22 protein-coding genes and 1 pseudogene are annotated in these 18,736 nt (G+C 48.8%); 11 read left to right on the top strand and 12 right to left on the bottom strand.

Annotated elements, in window-relative coordinates; translation table 11 throughout:
* The first annotated feature begins 57 nt into the window (after positions 1–57).
* Entirely contained in the window at positions 58–930 is an 873-nt protein-coding gene (locus QNN86_RS16075; protein WP_117342775.1) for an aldo/keto reductase, read from the top strand.
* 52 nt (positions 931–982) lie between these two features.
* Here QNN86_RS16075 and QNN86_RS16070 read toward each other — a convergent pair whose 3' ends face one another.
* From QNN86_RS16070 to QNN86_RS16040, 7 genes are all read right to left on the bottom strand, one after another.
* Positions 983–2,047, bottom strand: coding sequence for an alpha/beta hydrolase (locus QNN86_RS16070; RefSeq protein WP_414211689.1), 1,065 nt, complete (start codon positions 2,045–2,047; stop codon positions 983–985).
* Positions 2,048–2,185: 138 nt separating this feature from the next.
* Complete coding sequence (locus QNN86_RS16065) at positions 2,186–2,947, bottom strand: carboxymuconolactone decarboxylase family protein (protein WP_414211687.1); 762 nt, start codon at positions 2,945–2,947, stop codon at positions 2,186–2,188.
* Entirely contained in the window at positions 2,925–3,404 is a 480-nt protein-coding gene (locus QNN86_RS16060; protein ID WP_146716819.1) for a cupin domain-containing protein, read from the bottom strand. Before QNN86_RS16060 ends, QNN86_RS16065 begins: the two co-directional genes overlap by 23 nt.
* A gap of 64 nt (positions 3,405–3,468) precedes the next feature.
* Positions 3,469–4,926: a heavy metal sensor histidine kinase gene (locus tag QNN86_RS16055; RefSeq protein ID WP_414211685.1), complete on the bottom strand. Its 1,458-nt coding sequence runs from the start codon at positions 4,924–4,926 to the stop codon at positions 3,469–3,471.
* 15 nt (positions 4,927–4,941) lie between these two features.
* Positions 4,942–5,622 (bottom strand): heavy metal response regulator transcription factor, encoded by a 681-nt coding sequence (locus tag QNN86_RS16050; RefSeq protein WP_181505808.1) that lies wholly within the window; start codon positions 5,620–5,622, stop codon positions 4,942–4,944.
* A gap of 14 nt (positions 5,623–5,636) precedes the next feature.
* Positions 5,637–5,888, bottom strand: coding sequence for an aldo/keto reductase (locus tag QNN86_RS16045; RefSeq protein WP_249417891.1), 252 nt, complete (start codon positions 5,886–5,888; stop codon positions 5,637–5,639).
* A gap of 11 nt (positions 5,889–5,899) precedes the next feature.
* A complete protein-coding gene (locus tag QNN86_RS16040) occupies positions 5,900–6,112 on the bottom strand; it encodes a hypothetical protein (RefSeq protein ID WP_249417883.1) in 213 nt (70 codons plus the stop codon).
* Positions 6,113–6,386: 274 nt separating this feature from the next.
* Here QNN86_RS16040 and QNN86_RS16035 point away from each other — a divergent pair, with 274 nt between their 5' ends.
* Positions 6,387–7,412, top strand: coding sequence for an alpha/beta hydrolase (locus QNN86_RS16035; RefSeq protein WP_249360999.1), 1,026 nt, complete (start codon positions 6,387–6,389; stop codon positions 7,410–7,412).
* A gap of 344 nt (positions 7,413–7,756) precedes the next feature.
* Here the strand turns inward: QNN86_RS16035 and QNN86_RS16030 are convergent, their stop codons facing one another.
* Entirely contained in the window at positions 7,757–8,011 is a 255-nt protein-coding gene (locus QNN86_RS16030; protein ID WP_117342769.1) for a hypothetical protein, read from the bottom strand.
* A 106-nt stretch (positions 8,012–8,117) separates the two neighbouring features.
* Between QNN86_RS16030 and QNN86_RS16025 the strand changes: the two genes are divergently transcribed.
* From QNN86_RS16025 to QNN86_RS16015, 3 genes are all read left to right on the top strand, one after another.
* Positions 8,118–8,657: a phage baseplate protein gene (locus QNN86_RS16025; RefSeq protein WP_414211779.1), complete on the top strand. Its 540-nt coding sequence runs from the start codon at positions 8,118–8,120 to the stop codon at positions 8,655–8,657.
* Between the two features lie 250 nt (positions 8,658–8,907).
* A complete protein-coding gene (locus QNN86_RS16020) occupies positions 8,908–9,036 on the top strand; it encodes a hypothetical protein (RefSeq protein ID WP_255432753.1) in 129 nt (42 codons plus the stop codon).
* Entirely contained in the window at positions 9,023–9,322 is a 300-nt protein-coding gene (locus tag QNN86_RS16015) for a hypothetical protein (protein ID WP_249417882.1), read from the top strand. Before QNN86_RS16020 ends, QNN86_RS16015 begins: the two co-directional genes overlap by 14 nt.
* Positions 9,323–9,626: 304 nt before the next feature.
* Here the strand turns inward: QNN86_RS16015 and QNN86_RS16010 are convergent, their stop codons facing one another.
* Positions 9,627–10,160 (bottom strand): GNAT family N-acetyltransferase, encoded by a 534-nt coding sequence (locus tag QNN86_RS16010; RefSeq protein WP_414211681.1) that lies wholly within the window; start codon positions 10,158–10,160, stop codon positions 9,627–9,629.
* 380 nt (positions 10,161–10,540) lie between these two features.
* On the opposite strand from QNN86_RS16010, the gene QNN86_RS16005 reads away from it, so the two are divergent.
* From QNN86_RS16005 to tam, 5 genes and pseudogenes are all read left to right on the top strand, one after another.
* Complete coding sequence (locus tag QNN86_RS16005; protein WP_414211679.1) at positions 10,541–11,029, top strand: SLC13 family permease; 489 nt, start codon at positions 10,541–10,543, stop codon at positions 11,027–11,029.
* A pseudogene (locus tag QNN86_RS16000) lies at positions 10,986–11,228 on the top strand (NAD(P)-dependent oxidoreductase); the annotation flags it as partial. The gene QNN86_RS16005 and the pseudogene QNN86_RS16000, both read left to right, overlap by 44 nt.
* 26 nt (positions 11,229–11,254) lie before the next feature.
* Entirely contained in the window at positions 11,255–11,725 is a 471-nt protein-coding gene (locus QNN86_RS15995) for a YhcH/YjgK/YiaL family protein (protein WP_414211677.1), read from the top strand.
* A 22-nt stretch (positions 11,726–11,747) separates the two neighbouring features.
* Entirely contained in the window at positions 11,748–12,491 is a 744-nt protein-coding gene (locus tag QNN86_RS15990; protein WP_279276854.1) for an SDR family oxidoreductase, read from the top strand.
* Between the two features lie 151 nt (positions 12,492–12,642).
* Positions 12,643–13,401, top strand: coding sequence for a trans-aconitate 2-methyltransferase (gene tam / locus QNN86_RS15985; RefSeq protein WP_414211675.1), 759 nt, complete (start codon positions 12,643–12,645; stop codon positions 13,399–13,401).
* 104 nt (positions 13,402–13,505) lie between these two features.
* On the opposite strand, the gene QNN86_RS15980 is transcribed toward tam, so the two are convergent.
* Both QNN86_RS15980 and QNN86_RS15975 read right to left on the bottom strand, forming a co-directional pair.
* Positions 13,506–14,015 (bottom strand): CaiF/GrlA family transcriptional regulator, encoded by a 510-nt coding sequence (locus QNN86_RS15980; protein WP_414211673.1) that lies wholly within the window; start codon positions 14,013–14,015, stop codon positions 13,506–13,508.
* 368 nt (positions 14,016–14,383) lie between these two features.
* Entirely contained in the window at positions 14,384–17,101 is a 2,718-nt protein-coding gene (locus QNN86_RS15975; RefSeq protein ID WP_414211671.1) for an autotransporter outer membrane beta-barrel domain-containing protein, read from the bottom strand.
* Between the two features lie 325 nt (positions 17,102–17,426).
* Between QNN86_RS15975 and QNN86_RS15970 the strand changes: the two genes are divergently transcribed.
* Entirely contained in the window at positions 17,427–17,810 is a 384-nt protein-coding gene (locus QNN86_RS15970; protein WP_115258515.1) for a GFA family protein, read from the top strand.
* Positions 17,811–17,815: 5 nt separating this feature from the next.
* Here QNN86_RS15970 and QNN86_RS15965 read toward each other — a convergent pair whose 3' ends face one another.
* Positions 17,816–18,730, bottom strand: coding sequence for a bestrophin family protein (locus QNN86_RS15965; protein ID WP_275943280.1), 915 nt, complete (start codon positions 18,728–18,730; stop codon positions 17,816–17,818).
* Positions 18,731–18,736 lie beyond the last annotated feature (6 nt).

Raw genomic sequence — 18,736 nt, 5'->3', positions numbered from 1 at the left:
TCATGTCTGTCTTTTTATTCTAGAATGATTGATTAGGTATAACAGAGGAATTCAATAGTGGATTATTCATTATTAAACAACAACCTGAAAATGCCGATGGCTGGCTTTGGTGTTTTTCAGGTAACAGATAAAGAAGAATGTAAACAGTCTGTATTGACTGCTATTCGTGCTGGCTATCGCCTTATCGATACCGCAGCAGTTTACGGTAATGAAGATGCCGTTGGTGACGCAGTGCGCGAGGCCATTGCCGAAGGGTTATGTAGCCGCGCAGAGCTATTTATTACCTCAAAACTGTGGGTACAGGACATGGCCAATTACGATATGGCCAAAGCAGGGATTGAAGCGTCGTTAGAAAAATCTGGGCTGGAATATTTTGACCTTTATTTACTGCATCAGGCCATGCGTGATTATTTCAGCGCGTGGCGTGCACTGGAAGATGCCTATGATGCCGGTAAGCTTAAGGCAATTGGGGTGTCCAATTTCTATGCTCATGTATTAGCAAACTTCTGCGAAACCGTCAGAATCAAGCCAATGGTGAATCAGGTTGAATTGCATCCTTACTTTGCTCAGCCTGCTGCACTTGAAACTATGAAGTATTACAACGTTCAGCCGGAAGCATGGGCGCCCTTAGGTGGCGGAAGACATAAGCCCTATGAGAATGAAATGCTGCAACAAATTGCCGATGCCCACAAAAAAACGGTTGCTCAGGTTGTCCTGCGCTGGAATGTACAGCGTGGTGTCACTGTCATCCCTAAATCCACCCGTCAGGAACGTATTGAAGAGAACTTTGCCATCTGGGATTTCTCATTGACTGAGAGCGAAATGGCGCAAATCAGCTCACTCGATTTAGGCTACGTTGGTGATGCTGTGAAACACTTTAATCCTGAATTTGTGCGTGGCTGTCTTGGTGTAAAAATTCACGATCGTTAATGCTGATATTAGTATTGAGCCTTCAATAATGAAGGCTCAATACGACTTCTTTCTATTGCAGATTTTTCTCTTTCAAAAACTGACTCACCAAATCAGCAATCTGCACATTATTTAAATCAGAGAACGGGAAGTGGGTATTCCCTTTGATTCCCACTTCTGGCAGATGCGTCACCGTCACATCCCCGCCATGTTTGTTCACCACGTCACGCCACTCGCGAGCCATTGCCAGACGTACGCGCCAACTGTCCTGCGCGGGCATGGCGACAGGTTTATCCGGTATGTTATCGCCGTAAATAATCAGAATCGGGATTTTGGTCAGTGCCATAAACTGCGCCATTGGCACAGGCTCACCCTTCAGCGTGTCGAATGCGCTTGGCATAGGGGCAGGGAGTTCTTTTTCCGGGAAGACAAAGCTGCTGCCTGGCTCGAAGGCGACAATGGCTTTGACCTTGTCATTTTTCATCGCCGTGTACCAGCCTGGTCCGCCACCCTGAGAGTGGGTGAAGAGGATAGCGGGGCCGGATTTATCCACGACGGCGGACATCGCATCAGTGATGACATTGATATCAAACGGCCCGGTATTTGGGGTCATCTGACGGAAATACTGATTCAGTGCTTCTTTGTCGTGAGAGAACTGAACGCCTTTAAAATACTCTGGCCACACGCCAACGCGGAACTGGTTGAACCACATCTGTTCATCCGGTTTTGGCGTAACAGTACCTTCTACAGTCGTGCGACCGGCGCTGCCCCGGCGTGGCTGATCGACAAGATAAGTTGAGAACCCGCGACGCAGGAAGATGTTCTGGAACCCTTCGCGACCATCCGGGGTACTTTCCCAGGTACGGGAGAACTGACCTGCGCCGTGCAGCATGACGATAGGGTATTTATGCGGATTTTCCGGAATTTGGTAGAACACAGAGGCATGATCGCCATGATAGGTTTGGCCAGCAGAATCCAGCGGCTTTTTCGCGTCAAATGTTCCAGGCGCGGTGATGATAGTGCCACCTGCAGAAAAGCTTCCCTGTTCCTGAATGACCAGCGGCTCGGCATAGACCGTCTGAGCCACAAGGCCACCCGCCATGATGCAGATGGCCAGCGTTTTTAAGATTGTCTTCAATATTACATCCTCTGTTATGTTTGCCGTTCAATCATATCTGAGTTGTCAGCGTTAATTATTTAGCACCCCTGATTGCCCTTATTTGGCAGACTCATGAATGCGGACGATTAGCTGCGTATCGTCTCTAACCAACTTAACTTATTTGCTATCGAGCGCCTGTTGCAGCGCCTTTTCAGCTCGCGTTGCTGCATCACTTTCGCCATGTTCACGCAGCACCTGTGCCAGTTGGCGCAACTGAGCTGCCGTCAGGCCGACCCGCATGCTGGCTCGCGTATGCGACAGCAGCTGTGATTCCACGCCTGGTGTGGCCGCTAATGCGCCAACCGTTGCCAGCTCGCGGCTTTGCCAGTCGAGGTTATCGCGGGCGAAAATATCGCCAAACAGATGCGTTTGCAGGAACTGGTTAATCACTGGGGCAAAATCAAACAGCGGGCCCTGGACGGGAGCGCCTGAGATTTTTGTCTGGTTTGCTGTACCGACACGGCGAAGTTCATCCCCGACAGGGATCGGGGCAACCGGTTCTTTACCCTCAACGTCTTTGATACCACGTTGTTTACGTGCTTCGACGACCTTCATCAGTTCATTAAGTGCATTCAGGCTGCGGGGGAAGCCCGTATAGGCATAAAGCTGGATGAGAATCTCTTTGGTTTCGTTTATCGTGAGTCCTGCGTCAAGACCCTGATTCAGGGCTGCATTCAGCTTATCCATCTGACTGCTGGCCATCGATGCCGCAATCAACGGGATGGCCTGTTGGCTGGCTGACAGCGTATCTGAAACCGTTTGTTCGTGGTTCATTTCTGAGGCTCCTTTGTTGCCGGGCGCAGCATGCGCTGCGAGACCAAAACCAAAGGTCAGCAGTACCGCTGCTGTTAATGCCTTAATGGGCGTGGTATTGTTCATCTGTCACTTTCTCCATCCAGTTAACGCTTTTGCCATCCACAATCCCGGTTATCGCCAGATGCGTCATCGCGCTGCCGGGTGCCGCCCCGTGCCAGTGTTTAACTCCCTCCGGGCAAGAGACAACATCACCGGCGCGGATAACCTGCACCGGCTGGCCTTCTTGTTGGGTGAGCCCCACACCAGAGGTCACAATCAGCCGCTGGCCTGCCGGATGCGTATGCCAGGCGGAACGCGCACCGGGTTCAAACGTGACATAAGCCCCGGAAACAGGGATGTCGTTATCCGGCTTGAAGAGAGGATCAACCCTGACGCGACCGGTAAAGTTATCGGCTGGCCCGAACACCGCATTCTGACTTCCTGCGGGGGCGATATGGACTGCGGGATTTTGCTCCGCTGCCCAGGATGAAAATGTGAAGAGGGGCAGTAACAGCCCGAGGTAACGTAAATGTCTAATCATACAAAGCGTCCTTATCAATGAAGAGGGGATTGCCTGCGATGATTTTATCGAGAGTATGATGACGTCAGACTGACGCCCCCCTGACAATTCTGTCAGTTAACCCTGGTCCCGGTTCAGCGTCGGATTGAGCATTGCCCGCCGCTTTATCCGCTTGTATCGCAAAGGTGAGGCCGAAAGTATTGATGCCACTTTCACTACGGGCAAAGGCATCTCCCCGGTGCATAATGGCGACGGCGCGTACAATTGACAGGCCCAGCCCATGATGGGTATCACTTCTGGGCCGGGAGGTGTCAACGCGATAAAAGCGCTCGAAAAGCCGGTTTAAGTGCTCTGGTGCTATCGGATCGCCTGGGTTTGAAACTTCAACACAGGCCTGATGACATTTTTCGCTTAAGCGCACCGTAACCGTGCTGTTGGAGGGGGAGTGTCTTGCGCTGTTTTCCAGTAAATTAGCCAGTGAGCGGTGGAACAGCCGCCGGTCGATATGCGCGGTGACGTCCCCCTCCACATCCAGAGAAAGCTGTTTTTCCGCAAATGAGGGTTCAACATACTCCGCTGTTTTCAGGGTTTCTTCTCGCAGAGACACCTGGGTAAGCTGGGAAGCATGTTCACCCGCGTGAGCATGAGACAGGAACAGCATGTCGTTAACGATAGACGTCATGCGTTCCAGTTCTTCCAGATTAGAGCCCAATAACTCTTCCAGTTCATCCTGCGAGCGTCGGCGTGATAGCCCTAACTGCGTCTGACCAATCAGATTAGTCAGTGGGGTACGGAGTTCATGTGCAACATCGGCATTAAAGCTTTCGAGCTGCCGCCAGGCGATTTCCTGACGCGCTAACACGCCATTAAATGATGATGCCAGTTGCTGTAGTTCTTCGGGCAATGCGCGGGTATTCAGGCGCTGACTATGGTCTCCCGGTGCGAGATGCTGGGCCTCTTTACTGAGTGCTTCAACGGGACGAAGACCTATCCTTGAAACGACGTATCCCAGTAAGGCGACAATCACGACGCCCAGTGCGGTAATGATTAGCAACGTCCGGGTGAAGGCATTCAGTGTGCCCATATATGGCGTGGAGTCGATTGCAACAATATAGCGCAGCTCAGGTCTGTCACCGTTGGCGGGGATCGTTTTCACTAACAGAAACAGTGAGCATGCGCCTTCCGATGCGCCCGGTACTTTATTAAAGCCCTCCTGCAAAGAAGACCACTGAACGCCCACCGGCGGTGTTCCCCCCATGCTAAAGCGCGGGTTATCGCTCACTATCCAGTAGCGAACGCGCTCACCTTCAGAATTGGTTAATACGCTAAATTTATTGGCAAGCGTTGACCAGCCGTCAGCCGACGTTCGTGCAGTGATCCACGGACTCATTAATGATTCGCGGAACAACAGTTCGTTGTGCATCTGCTTTTGCAAAGAGTCATGCAAGGAGCTTCTGAGCAGGATACCGATAACGGACACAATCAGCAGCGCGGATAAGGCAAACATCAGCGCTAGATGAACGGAGATGGAACGTTTAGGCATGCTTATCCCCTTCATTTATTCGGACCGGACTTCGAGGACATACCCCATGCCACGAACGGTATGTAATAGCTTGATATCGAACGGCGCATCCACTTTGGCTCGAAGTCGTTTAATGGCCACTTCAACCACGTTGGCGTCGCTGTCAAAATTCATGTCCCATATCTGCTCAGCTATCATCATCTTTGACAGAATCTCTCCTTGGTGTCGGGCAAGAAGGCTCAACAGGGAAAACTCTTTCGCGGTCAGCTCCAGCCGTGTTCCGGCGCGAAATACCCGGCGAGCCAGCAGGTCGAGATGCAGATCGTGAATTTGCAGTTGGGTAATGTCTGCGCCATCCGTAGCGCGACGACGCACCAGCGCCTGAATACGCGCCACCAGTTCAATAAGCGAAAAGGGCTTGGGCAGATAATCATCCGCGCCAAGACGAAGCCCTTTAACTCGCTCGTCGACCGAGCCGCGTGCCGAGAGCATCAGCACCGGCGTCTGTTTGGCTGCTCGCACACCCTCAAGTACCCGGTAGCCATCTATCCCCGGCAGCATCACATCCAGTATTATCGCGTCGTAGTCGAACTCTAGCGCGTAATGAAGACCTTCAGCGCCGTCTGCAGAGACATCTACCGTAAATCCGGACTCGCTCAACGCACGGTTGAGATAGGTTGACGTTTTTTCTTCATCTTCGACTAACAACAGGCGCATAACGGGACTTCCTCTTAACTTTTCATCGGTGCTTCAACATCGGAATAAACCTGCACGGCATCCGGCAGACGTTGCCCCTGGATAGTGATGGCGTCCAGTGAGCGGGTGAGTTCGGTCATTTCGGCGAGAGTCAGCGACACGCTGGTAGCCGCTGTGTTTTGCAGCATATGGTCTTTATTGGTGGTGCCAGGGATGGGAACAATCCAGGGTTTACGCGCCAGGAGCCATGCCAGCGCAATTTGTCCCGGGGCGGCATTTTTTCTTATTGCCCAGGATTTCAGTAGTTCAACCAGCTGTAAGTTGTGTGGCAGATTTTCAGTTTACGTTTGCTGGGTGGAGCAGGGCGTTGGCGGGTTTGTCTGGATGAATCTACCTGAGATGATTGGCTCGCCGCTGATACGTGCGGAATCAGCGAAGCGGCGGCAATGCCCGCTCCGGCGGCTAATAGCTTGCGTCGCTCTGGCATTGTTGGGTCATTCTGGCTTTTCATTGATCGCTCCTTTTCTCAGAAAATTGAACGTGAATCTCATTTAAGCGAGACCATTCTGCCTTCTGATTGCCAACATAAAGCTGACGGTTACCTGACAGCGCTGTCAGAAACATTTATCCATCCCAGTCCGTTTCCTGACAAAAATGTTATTTTCCTGTCACGATGCTGACAGCCCTCTCCACCTAATCTGAGCCTGCAAATTTGATTCCGCGAGCCTGAATAACCAGGCCGACACTCATCGGGAGAGACCATGAAATTCACGCTTATCAGTGCAATGCTACTCACGGCAATGGCTGGAGTGACCTCAGTCAATGCGGCTGATTACAAAAAAAATCCATTCACACTCGTTTATGACGGTGCCATTACTGAGAACATCAAAGGCAAGGTCAACATTCACCCCGTGAAATACGATCTGCACGGCATCCAGATTGCTGCGAATGTCTATACCCCAGCTAACTACGATCCCGCCAAAAAATACCCTGCCGTGGTGGTCGCGCATCCTAATGGCGGCGTAAAAGAACAGGTCGCCGGGTTGTATGCCCAGCGTCTCGCCGAGCAGGGTTACATCACAATTACCGCCGACGCGGCATATCAGGGCGCTAGCGGTGGGATGCCGCGCAGCGTGGATAAACCCGCTAATCGCATTGAGGATATCCACGGTATGGCTGACTACATCAGCCAGTATCCTGGTGTGGATACCGCCCGCCTTGGTCTGCTGGGTATTTGCGGAGGCGGCGGGTATTCACTTGTTGCGGCTGAAACTGACAAGCGGTTCAAATCGATAGCCACCATCAGCATGTTTAATTCAGGCCTTGTGCGCCGCAACGGTATGCAGGATTCACAGCTGGATACTATCCAGCAGCGTCTTCAGCAGGCTTCCGATGCACGTGCTCAGGAAGCTGCCGGAGGAGAAGTGCTTTACTCCGGCGATGCCAACCTGACTGATGAACAGATTGCTAAATTACCTTTTGCCTTGTATCGCCAGGGCTACGAGTACTACTGGAAAACCCACGCCCACCCAAACTCCACGTTTAAATACACCACCAGTAGTCTTCTGGATTTGATGAGCTTTGACGTCACGGACCATATCAATCTCATTAATAAACCGCTGCTGATGATTGCCGGTACAAAAGCGGATACGCTCTATATGACTGAAGATGCGTTCGCGAAAGCCACCGGTACGAAGGACAAAGAACTCTTCCTGATCGATGGCGCTACCCATATCGAGACGTATTGGGTGCCCAAATACGTTGACCAGGCAATGCAAAAGTTAGACGTCTTCTTCGATAAGAATATTTAGTTAGCCTCTAATGAAGCCCCAGCCTTGCAGGCTGGGGTGTGTCCATCAGCTGTAGCCACTTTCCGCTTGCGTGTTCACGCGATAGACCCAGATTAACGAAGTTGCGGTTAAAGATAATTACGCTGCTTAAATAGACGCTATGAATGGAATTCATAAGAGTGGTGGATGTGGGTTGGGGCGGCAGTGTGGCTTGTGTGTGAAGTGATAAGTGATTTCAAATCATAGATGGACGGGAACAGCGGGAGTATATTTTCTTCTATGTTCGGCAGCTACCTTTTAATCTGGCAGAAACAGCTGGCGCTGTGTCAGACTAAAAAAGCCCCGCGTCAATGCGGGGCTGATGTTTATTGCTTGTCTTTTTCTAATGCATTACAAATGCGGAACAGAAATTCGTTATTTTTAAACGAAATCATTATCAGTTCAAATGAAATGCGAGTAATAACTAAAACAAGAATACTTAAACCACAGGCGCTAAAATTACCGTTAAATGCAAATATAACAGCAGCGATAATATAAATAATAGTTAATACCCAGTAAACGGCGACGAGTATTTTGGGTGTTATTAAAGTACCAAACGTTGCAAACTCTTTAAAAGCCATAATCAATCCCTTTGAAATATTAAAAGTGCAGTCATCATACACCTACGCACACTACCTATAGCAAATGTTTTTTAAAGCATCATGTCTAGTATATAAACACATTTAAATTGATTCGTTAATTAAATATGACGGCAATCAGCAACGGCAGGTTAAACCCTCACAAAGTAACACTGCAATTATTGTCACCGAATCCGGACTTGCCATCACCTTTGATGCCAAGACGAGCGAGGGTTACGAGCTGTCGCGCGACGTGGCGGAAGCGGCACTGGAGACAGGTTATAAAATTGCTGACGGTATCGTAACGAATCAGCCTGAAATCAGTTTCGAGGGCATCGTCACAAGCGTTTATCAGACGGGGTTGTCAGGGCGTCGGGCGTGGGATTCTGTCGCCGCTGCAGCCGCCGTGGCGAATATGCAGGCGCGGGGGATTCTTTTCGGCGTACAATCAGTAAAAACAGTAACGTTTGCATATACAAAAAATGCGCCACCGGCGAAGAATAAATCCGGCGATGCAAGCGCGAGCGGGAAAGAATCATCGGGAAAAAAATCGACCGAAACTATTTTACCTACAGGCGGGATCGGTATTTATCCGACATTCACACATGTTGACGTCCGAAAGAGTCGCACGCGCTGGCAGGGTCACTGATGTTCAGTAAATATATCCTGGAAAAGTTACACTGTAACTTTTTGGGTTCTCGGCGGCGTCGTATACAAAAACAAACAGGTCAGGCGGCGGCACGGTTACACACGCGCAGGTCATGCCAGGTGCAACGCTAAAATACGAACCGATAACCGGTGAATTATGTCTGACTGCTGCCAGTGTAGGTGGCAAGTGTGAATGCAAAACGATTTCAGACGATAAATAATTTGCCTGCATTGCCATTCGGGTGTATCTGATGCAGGACGGCGACGAGATTGTCATTTTACTGTGTGCCGGTTTCAAGGACCGGCAAAATAACGACCTGGACGCCGCCGAAAAATATCGGGCTGATTATCTGAGGAGTAAAAAACATGGCCGCGCATGACATCGAAAAAATGTGGGAAAACCTGCTTAAAGAGGACATCGGGTCACGTGTTCAGATTATCCAGGAGATCCACGAGTTAATCCTGGCCGGTGAAATCGAAGTCGCAAAAGGAATGCTACGCACGCTGATTAAGGTCACGTGCGGTTATCCAGCGATTTCAGACGAGGTCGGCAGGAATTCAAAATCAATTATGCGCATGTTGTCGCCGGATGTGGATCCGGGTGTCAAAGCGTTTATGGCCGTTGTCAGAGCTGCAGAGCGTCAGTCTGAGAAAGCAGCGGCCTAGGCAAAAATACATTAAGTCAGAAACCGTCACGACGAACCGGCCACAATGGCCGGTTTTTTTATGTCTGCGGGGTGTGCTGCGTGAAATCGTGTGCAGGATTACTGGTGAAAATCTGCAGAATTCACGCAGCGTCACGACAGGGAAGGGAGCAAACGGACAGGCACGATTCAGACTGCATTAACACGCCATATTTACATGTTCTTTTTCATTTAACATAATATACATTATGCGCACCACCATAGGATTTGATAGAATCCGGTGCTTTGCAGTTATCCTTAGTCAGGTTGTTGATACAGTTCTATTCTCAATCATGGCTTGGCTGCTGAATTCGATACAGAACATGTTGAGAAAGTCGATGCTCTCTCGGTAATGCAGGATGCGGAAACACTTCCACTTTGTTCATGCCAAGCCGTTTCATTAAGCATTCTGACGGTTTGTTTAGAACCGATGTGAACGATACGACTTCATCCAGCGCCAGAACCCAAAAAGCATATTCCAGACAGGCTTCTGCAGCCTCCGTTGCTAATCCCTGGTGCCAGTATGATTTACTGAGACGCCAGCCAATTTCAGTACACGGCGAAAATGGAAATTTATCAGGCTGCGGATGTAGACCAACGCAACCGACAAATTCATGTGTTTCTTTGGACTCAACGGCCCAAAATCCCCAGCCGCGTTGTTCAATCCCTTCCCTGAACCTTTCTGCCAGGTTGTCGCTCTCCTGTCTGGAAAGCGGAGCTGGAAAGAAACGCATCACATCAGGGTCTGCATTCAGACAGGCAAAAGGCACCCTATCTTTCGCTTCCCACTGCCTTAAAATGAGTCTGGATGTCTCGAGCATAATTTTATTCCTTATCATCATGTTGGCATCATCACTCAATCCATAAGTTAAGCACTTTACCGCGCCCTTCTCACTTCAACAAATAAGCCGGTTTGCGAGCTACCGCGCAGAAATTTCCTCTCTGACATCATTTGTCAAAGGCCCGTGTGATCTGCGCAAATTTCATCCGGGCATATGCGTGAGAATTTCGCCATTGATTCGGACGAATGCACGAAGTCACCCTGCGTCACGGTTTTTATACTGCCATAAACCACATAACTCTTATGGGCTAATTAAACCCATAGTCAGGCAATAGAACGCTTTTTAGGTTCAAACGCTGTACCGAAAACAGGATTATTCCTCCTGCTCTCCTTAGCAGGAAACAGCTACAGGGATTGCATATGAATCGTTATCTGAAAGTCCTCATTTGTGCGATCGTCGCGGTCGCGATTTGGTTTACCCCCGTACCGGAAGGTCTCACAGAATTAACCTGGCATATCCTCGCTATCTTTATCACCACCGTAGTGGCATTCATTCTTCAGCCTTTGCCCGTAGGTGCTGTCGCATTAATCGCCATTAGTTTTATTATGCTCACTGGCATGATGACAACGTCCGAAGCGTTAAAAGGCTTCAGTAGCACCACGGTATGGCTAATTGTCGCCGCGTTTCTTTATGCAAAAGGCTTTATCAAAACCGGTCTTGGCCGACGTATTGCCTACTTACTCATTCGGGGCTTTGGCGGAAGTTCGTTACGCCTGGGATATACTCTTGCCTTAAGCGATATGATTATTACACCCGCTACGCCATCAAATACTGCACGAGCGGGCGGCATCTTATTTCCTATGTTCCGTGGTCAACGAAACGGACCTTATTCAGGCCCTGGAAAATAACGTCATTGCCGGTGCGGCACTGGATGTTTACGCCAACGAACCACATGTCCTTGCGGCATTACTGAAAATGGATAACGTGGTACTCACACCCCATATCGCCAGCGGCACGAGTGAAACTTTTAATGCGATGGCCGACCTGGTATTCGACAATCTACACGCTTTCTTCACCGGTAAACCCGTTATTACACCGGTTAAATAACTGACTCAATAATAAGGTTAACGATTATGATCTACGGTGACATTGCACTTATCAGCCCGTGCCAGACAGGCTCATTACACCCGGCGATTACGAAAGTGATCCACTATCTGAGTCAAAATGATTTGAGTCATTTCCCGGTGGGAGAAAAAATCTATATTCAGGATGACACCATTTTTTTTACCGTTGTTGAACCCATCACCAAACCCATAGGCGCCTGTCGACCAGAAGTACATCGTAAATACCTTGATGTTCATTTTCTCATCGCGGGTCAGGAGCGTATTTGCGTCAGTTTTGATGACGGCAAAAACGAAATTATCGAGAGCCATCCAGGTGAGCGCGACGTCACTTTCTACGCAGACGATCGTATCAACGATAACGTGCTTACCCTGACCCCCGGTCAGTTCGTGATTGTTTTCCCGGAAGAGGTTCACCGTGCCTGTTACATGGTTGATCAACCTGAAAAAATCAAAAAAAACCGTCGTAAAAATCGACATTAGCTTACTGTAAACGGAGCCTGGCATGACAAAAATTGCGCTCGTTACTGGAGGAAGTAAAGGCATCGGATTTGCCTCAGCGAAGGCATTATACGATATTGGCTATACAGTTATTGTTGCAGCGCGCAATGCAGAAACCTTACAGCAATGTGTGCAGGGCTTTGCAGCCGAACGCTTTATTCCGATGGTTGCTGACGTCACCAGTGAATCCGCCGTACAGTCACTGTTTGCGGCAATTAGGGATAGATTTGGTCGATTAGATCTTTTGTTTAATAATGCCGGTAATAACAGCCCAGCCAAAACGATTGAAGAGATCTCATTTGATGAGTGGTCTCGGGTATTCAGCGCGAACGTGCACTCTACGTTTCTGTGTGCCAAAGAGGCGATTAAAATCATGAAAGCCCAGACACCTATGGGTGGACGCATTATTAACAATGCATCTATTTCAGCGCTGACACCTCGATTGTATACCGCACCTTATACGGCATCAAAACATGCGGTAACCGGGCTGACCAAAGCCATTTCCCTGGATTGTCGTCAGTTCAATATTGCCTGTGGCCAGATTAACATCGGTAATGCTGAAACCACGCTGTCAAACCGTATGAAAAAAGGTGTTTATCAGGCTGACGGTTCAATTAAAGCCGAAGATATGATGAATGTGGACGATGTAGCCGCTGCTATTCAAATGATGGCGCAGTTGCCCATCACGACTAACGTGTTGGAAATCACGATTATGGCTAACAACATGCCGTATGTTGGTCGTGGATAATAACTCTTCCTCCCCCAGCGAAAAGCCCTCCCGTCCAGGGAGGGTGATAAATACCCTGCTCCACTGATTAACTATCCCAGAAATAAACAAAATCTGCCCATAATGTCGTACGCTTAACGTGAAGATTGAATACGACACAGGAGATAGCTACATGGCCGACTGGAACCCTGCACTTTATCTGCAATACGGCAGCGAACGCTCAAGACCCGCAGCAGAATTATTGAGCAGAGTAGCGTTAGAAAATGTTCGTTCAGTCGCCGATCTGGGGTGCGGTCCGGGAAATAGCACGTCATTACTGTATCAACGATGGCCTTCGGCCAACATAACAGGCGTGGACTCTTCGCCAAATATGCTCAACGAGGCGCGTGCAACCTTACCGAACTGTCATTTTGTTGAAACAGATATCAGCGAGTTCCGGGCGGAGCAACCTCTTGATCTGCTTTATGCGAATGCTTCATTACAGTGGGTACCCGATCACTACGAATTATTCCCATATCTTGTCTCGCAGTTACACCGTAACGGCGTACTTGCTGTGCAAATGCCGGATAATTGGCTGGAGCCGACACATATTTTAATGCGTGAAGTCGCCTATGAGCAGGATTATCCCGATCGCGGTCGATCGCCTCTTCCCGGCGTGCATGCTTATTATGATATTTTGACTGAAGCGGGATGTGACGTTGATATTTGGCGCACGACCTATTACCACATTATGGATTCACATCAGTCGATTATCGACTGGGTCAGTGCGACAGGCTTACGTCCCTGGTTGCAAGATCTGAGCGAAAGTGAGCAACGAAAGTATCTGGCTCGATACCATGAACTTCTGCAGGAGCAATATCCGCTGCAAGAAAACGGCAAAATCTTGCTGTCATTTCCACGTTTGTTTATTGTTGCCAGACGCGATTTTTAACCCCCTTATACCTGCATTGGCCTTTCATTGCAGAGGCTAATGTGGGTAAATAGAAATAGTATTTAGCTGGTATTATTTTATTTCGAAAGGTGATTATTCAACAATTACTCTTCGGTGGGTTTGATATTATTATCATAAATTGGGCACCCCGCTTTCCATGCTTCCAATTGTGTTGCATTATTACCAGCCGGCCTTGATAACATCCAACGGGCCATAAGCTGGTTCAGTTGATTGTTTTTTTTCACGTCCTTTCTGGTATTGCTGCTTTTTTCTGGTTTTTTTACCAATGTCGGGGACGTTGCTACCTTGAGAATTCGTACAGCAAGTTGACAACAACCGCCCTGTACTGGGATTTTACGTATTTCAAATGCGATATCATCATACTCATGTCGATGACAAATATAGTTAAGTATGCCACTGGAACGCCTCAAATCTATCTGAAACGCCAGGCTAACATCATCCCGAGTAAACTCAGTTTTACGCAGAAACCCCCACCAGGCTACCGCCCTGTAAAGCGACATATCACCAAGATGGCGGATCTCATCTGGAATATGAAAATGACCATCGTGCTTTTGTCGGGCTTGTTCACCTGCCCTATTTGAGTGATTTATCATAAAATTAACCTGTTTATTCACTATTCATAAAAAGAGGATAAGCAACGTCAAATGCTTTATTGTAAAAAACGGGAATGAAATATATCTCATGGGTTAATGCAGTGTTGATTTTAAGATGAACAATATAGAGATATTAGCGATTCGACGCGCTATTACTTTTTTACATGATAGTACGCAGGAGTTAATTGATCTTAAGCACTGTCTTTTTGTTAGATGAAATAACCTTGTAACACGCCTGTCGGTATATTTTCACAGCGTAATATTATTATGCGTTTTGTGAATTAACACTTTTAGTTAATACTTCTTCCGCGCGCGAATGATAGTGGCGACATAAACACCCCGCATCCTGATTTAGGATGCGGGTGTTGTCAGAATAACACCTTCACACCGAACATTGCCTGAGAATCACTGTAACCACTGTCGCCAATTTGTTGACCTACGTTTCCCCAAAGGTGCAGACGCGTATTTACTTTCGCTTCAACACCTGCTCTGAGTTCAACGATATTTTTTGCGCCATCAACGTCACCCTGTATTTCATTCATTGATATCGAAAAATTGCGGGAATTATGAAGCCAGTTAGTTTCAATAAATGGCTGAAAAAGCCGGTCGTTTCCTTCGTCACGTTGGTTATAGCCTCGCAAATACGCTTTAACCCCCAATCGGCTTTGCAGATTCCCTTTGCCTTTATCTCTGATCACGGTGCCGTTTGCCTCCTGATGATCGTCAGACGATACGTCCATCCAGGTCAACTGAGCCTGAGGTTGTAGCCAGTAACTCAGGCGTGCCGTCTCCTTCAACTTAAAGGCATATCCTGCTTCAAGCGAGGCGGTCACCCCTCGTGAGCGATATCTCTCTGTCGCCAGTTGTTCACCGCGAACGGTGTTATCAAACCAGTTATAAAGCATCCAGCTGTCAAGATACCCCCCGCTTTTCTGCACATTGTTGGCATACCAGGTTGCGTACAGTCCGGCGCTGTAACCTGATATCGAACCGTCAGCGCGGTAATGGCTGATGTCTGACCGCGTATTACTTTGACTGTTTGCGTAGCCGAACATGACGCCCAGATGCCAGCGATCAACCTCGTCTGAACTCCATTGTGCGACATCGCCGCCTATTTGCAGAACATAACGGCTACTTTGCGTCTTCAACTGCCCGCTGCTATCACGAAACCGGGTATGCCCACTGACGTTGCGTAACCACATGCTGGTCACGTCTGACTCACCTGTTATAGGGTCAATATAGTGACTTTCGCCCAGACGATCGTGCAAACGTGTCGTAAACAGCGTATTTCCCGCCGATTTATTCGCAAGGTAGGCGCCTAATTCAGGGCGTAAAACCGAATCGTGAGAAGCGGGTTCTTCTTGTTGGACTGGTAACTCTGGTGTGTCGGGATCAATAGCAGGCTCTTCTGGGTCACTTATCGGTTCTTCAGGAGGAGTCCAGGTATTGGTCAAATACCAGTGATTCGAATCAGGAATGAGTGCGGAATCATCCGTATTATTTCCCCGCAGTAGCGCGTAATCATAGGCGCCCGCGATCAAACGGCCAACTGCAACAAACTCACCACCTGATTCGCCGTCTACCCGCACTACCCGTGCACCATTGAGATTACTGACCGTCTGGCTGCCCAGGGCCTGCAAAGCGACACGGGTGGTCCCTGAAGTATTCCCCATCACATGAAGTTGATTCACCACCGCTTTTTGTTGCACGGCATCTTCTGTTGTATTGAGGATAAGAAGACCATTGTTGCTGCTGTAATTACCGCTAACGGTCAGGATGCTATTGGAACGTTTCAGTGCCTCGTCCGTTCCCGGCTGGCCAAAACTGAGCGTACCGTCGAGCGACAGCGAGCGGATAGTCTGATTAAAACCATTCAGATCGACTGTCGCCGTCTCATCCACAGTGAAATCTGAGTTGCGGCTAAAGGCATCCGTGCTGCCAGCCCGCAGCGTACCGTTGCGTAGCGACGTGGTGCCCGTGTAGGCGTTATTTCCCGATAATAATGTAGTTCCCGGACCATTATGATTGACCTGACCACGTCCGGTTATATCGGCTGCGAGTGAAAAATCGTCACTGTTATGATTAAAATTCAGTTGAACGGTGCTGGTATTGTCGGCAGTATCGCCAAGATAGATCCACGGAACGTTAATGACGCCAGCGCGCTGCGCGACGTCCCCCTCTTCAGACCCTACGTTGACAATGCCTGTACTTCCCTTACCGACGCCTAACCATAAATATTTTCCGGATTTTACTGTGCCACCATTACTCACGGTTAGCACGCCGCGTGCATCATTGTTGCCGGTTCCGTATCCCCCCAGCAAAATCGGCTTAGCGACGTCGAGCAATGAATCCTCACCATCAACCCTGACGGTACCGTTACCAAACAGGTTATTGCGGTCGGTTTTGCCGACATAGCCGATATTCATGTGTTCGGTCGCGACCAGTTGCCCACCATTAAGAATATCGAGCTTGCCGGTGTCCTGATCGCCCACCACGACCCAGTTCGTCTTAACGGTAGATTTCGCACCGTCAATAACGACGCTGCCGTAGGCACCGGCATAAAATTCGCCGATGCGGAGTTCATTAATTCCGCTTATTTGGCTGCCAAGCTCCACCAATAAGCGGCCACTGCCGCTGTTAGTCCCTAAAACAAGATTTCCCCCTCTCAGTAACCAGATTGCCCCATTGGTCAGGGTCACAATGCCGGCACTTCCCCGACCAATTGAACCGGTGAGCGAAGAAATCGTGCGACCATCAATGAGAAGTGTACCTGCGCTCTCTTTCCCGACGGTCAGGCCGCTGAAGTTTTCCCAAACGGCATCAGTATTTTCTGTTTTCGATAGCACAACATAGACGCCATTATTGATGATTGCGTCACTGGTGGTATTAGCCGGTATATATGGTTGAGCTGTCAGTAATGCACGGCCTTTATTTTCTGCGCATAAGGCTGCTGATTCGCGCTCACAAAGCCGTTCTTCAGCGAAGACATCTACCGGAACAATCAGCCCCGTTGACGCTAACAGTATTCCAGGAAGGACCGCCAATCGGCTCGGGCGCTTTGCGGAATTTCGGTGAAGGTTTTTCATAGATAATCCTCCTGATTATCGTGCGTATATCCTTTTAAAGCGTCAGCAGATTGATCTTCCTGACGACATGGATTTTTTATACGAACGCCATGAATAAACTTTCAATGGGTTTATGGGGTGAATTATCTATTTTGTGAATGTTATTCCGCCTCTGAGAGATAAATGAATCTACACATTGACAACCCCTGATTGTCGTTCATTTAATAATCTGTTTTCTCCGCATTATTCAATGTGTATGCGCGCCATCGCTTTTTTAAGATGTGCTTCTAGTGGCGAGGCTTGTCATCTGCTAGTGTCAGATAACGTTTCGCTGAAGAGAGTCGTCGTGTCTAAAATCTATTCTGGCGGTTGCCTGTGTGGTTCGGTACGCTTTACCGCAACGAATCCCAACAACTCACATTCCTGCTCCTGTGATATTTGCCGCAGACATACGGGTGCGCCCACCGTAGTGTGGATTGAATTTAACGCTGAAAACGTAGAATGGACGGGCATTGCGGGTCAACCTGCTACCTGGCGATCATCAGAAATATCCAGCCGAGCCTTTTGCCCACAGTGTGGTAGTTCCGTGGGCGCCATCGATGACGCCCCGATTATTGCCCTGTTAGCCGGGGGATTTGACGATCCCGATGATGAGAATCTGGCGCCACAGTTTCACTCTTTTTCCGATATGATGCCGGTATGGTGGCAAAAAGGACATGGCGAAAATTGATTCGGTTATGTCAGTTGATAGTGCTTATCGGGCATATGTTTAGCAGGTACAGTCGTTTCATCGTTCATTTGCAGCAAATCAATTTCAATCGCGTTACAAATCGCATCCAGCGGCAAGTCGTTATTCTCCGTGCCGAACGGGTCTTCAAGCTCTTCTGCCAACGTGTCGAGAGAAATAAACGTATATGAAATCAGCACGGAAATGAACGGCGTCATATAGTGCAGATCGACCACCAATGCGAATGGCAGCATGATACAAAACAGATAGACCGTGCGATGCAGGATCAAGGTATAGGCAAATGGCACCGGTGTATTAGCAATCCGCTCACAACCTGCAAGTACCGCCGACATATCATTTAATCTATTGTTTAAACTGTGAAATAATATGTCAGATAGCTCGCCATTACGCCTGCGTACGGCTAACCACTCCCCCATCAACAGCAGAATACGGTTGGCAGGTGATTGGCAGGCAAAGACAGTTTGCAAATCTGAGGCACTGAGATATTTCGCTAATGGTTCCGCCTGCGGGTTACGACGCAAGGTCATGCGTAAACAGTGGGCAAAGGCGATTTGCAGACGTACAAACTGCCCCAGTTCAGCGTCGTCCGGTAATGTATTTTTTACCTCACGCAGTAGCGAACGGGAGGCAATCATTAATTGTCCCCACAGGTGTCGAGCCTCAACGTAGCGCGAGTAACAGGCGTTGTTGCGAAAGCCTAAAAAGATAGCAATAGCAACGCCCAGGATGCTGAATGGCGCCAGGGTAAATTTGATACCCAGCATCGTATACCATGGCAGCATGATGATAACGGCAATGGAAAGCAGAAAATTCAGCAGCAGGCGCGAGAAAATCTTCGATAACACTGAACCATGCCAGACGAATATCAGACGCAGCCAGTGTTGTTGAGGTCGAACAATCATAGTTAT

This window comes from Citrobacter sp. C348, from assembly GCF_047467975.1.
GTDB lineage: Bacteria > Pseudomonadota > Gammaproteobacteria > Enterobacterales > Enterobacteriaceae > Citrobacter > Citrobacter gillenii.
This window is presented reverse-complemented; position numbering and strand designations above follow the sequence as displayed.

Excerpts from the sequence above, each read along its gene's own strand:
- QNN86_RS16065 (WP_414211687.1), bottom strand. The coding sequence starts at position 2,947 with ATGAACAATACCACGCCCATTAAGGCATTAACAGCAGCGGTACTGCTG.
- QNN86_RS16060 (WP_146716819.1), bottom strand. The coding sequence starts at position 3,404 with ATGATTAGACATTTACGTTACCTCGGGCTGTTACTGCCCCTCTTCACA.
- QNN86_RS16055 (WP_414211685.1), bottom strand. The coding sequence starts at position 4,926 with ATGCCTAAACGTTCCATCTCCGTTCATCTAGCGCTGATGTTTGCCTTA.
- QNN86_RS16050 (WP_181505808.1), bottom strand. The coding sequence starts at position 5,622 with ATGCGCCTGTTGTTAGTCGAAGATGAAGAAAAAACGTCAACCTATCTC.
- QNN86_RS16040 (WP_249417883.1), bottom strand. The coding sequence starts at position 6,112 with ATGAAAAGCCAGAATGACCCAACAATGCCAGAGCGACGCAAGCTATTA.
- QNN86_RS16035 (WP_249360999.1), top strand. The coding sequence starts at position 6,387 with ATGCTACTCACGGCAATGGCTGGAGTGACCTCAGTCAATGCGGCTGAT.
- QNN86_RS16030 (WP_117342769.1), bottom strand. The coding sequence starts at position 8,011 with ATGGCTTTTAAAGAGTTTGCAACGTTTGGTACTTTAATAACACCCAAA.
- QNN86_RS16020 (WP_255432753.1), top strand. The coding sequence starts at position 8,908 with ATGCAGGACGGCGACGAGATTGTCATTTTACTGTGTGCCGGTTTCAAG.
- QNN86_RS16015 (WP_249417882.1), top strand. The coding sequence starts at position 9,023 with ATGGCCGCGCATGACATCGAAAAAATGTGGGAAAACCTGCTTAAAGAG.
- QNN86_RS16010 (WP_414211681.1), bottom strand. The coding sequence starts at position 10,160 with ATGCTCGAGACATCCAGACTCATTTTAAGGCAGTGGGAAGCGAAAGAT.
- QNN86_RS16005 (WP_414211679.1), top strand. The coding sequence starts at position 10,541 with ATGAATCGTTATCTGAAAGTCCTCATTTGTGCGATCGTCGCGGTCGCG.
- QNN86_RS15995 (WP_414211677.1), top strand. The coding sequence starts at position 11,255 with ATGATCTACGGTGACATTGCACTTATCAGCCCGTGCCAGACAGGCTCA.
- QNN86_RS15990 (WP_279276854.1), top strand. The coding sequence starts at position 11,748 with ATGACAAAAATTGCGCTCGTTACTGGAGGAAGTAAAGGCATCGGATTT.
- tam (WP_414211675.1), top strand. The coding sequence starts at position 12,643 with ATGGCCGACTGGAACCCTGCACTTTATCTGCAATACGGCAGCGAACGC.
- QNN86_RS15980 (WP_414211673.1), bottom strand. The coding sequence starts at position 14,015 with ATGATAAATCACTCAAATAGGGCAGGTGAACAAGCCCGACAAAAGCAC.
- QNN86_RS15975 (WP_414211671.1), bottom strand. The coding sequence starts at position 17,101 with ATGAAAAACCTTCACCGAAATTCCGCAAAGCGCCCGAGCCGATTGGCG.
- QNN86_RS15965 (WP_275943280.1), bottom strand. The coding sequence starts at position 18,730 with ATGATTGTTCGACCTCAACAACACTGGCTGCGTCTGATATTCGTCTGG.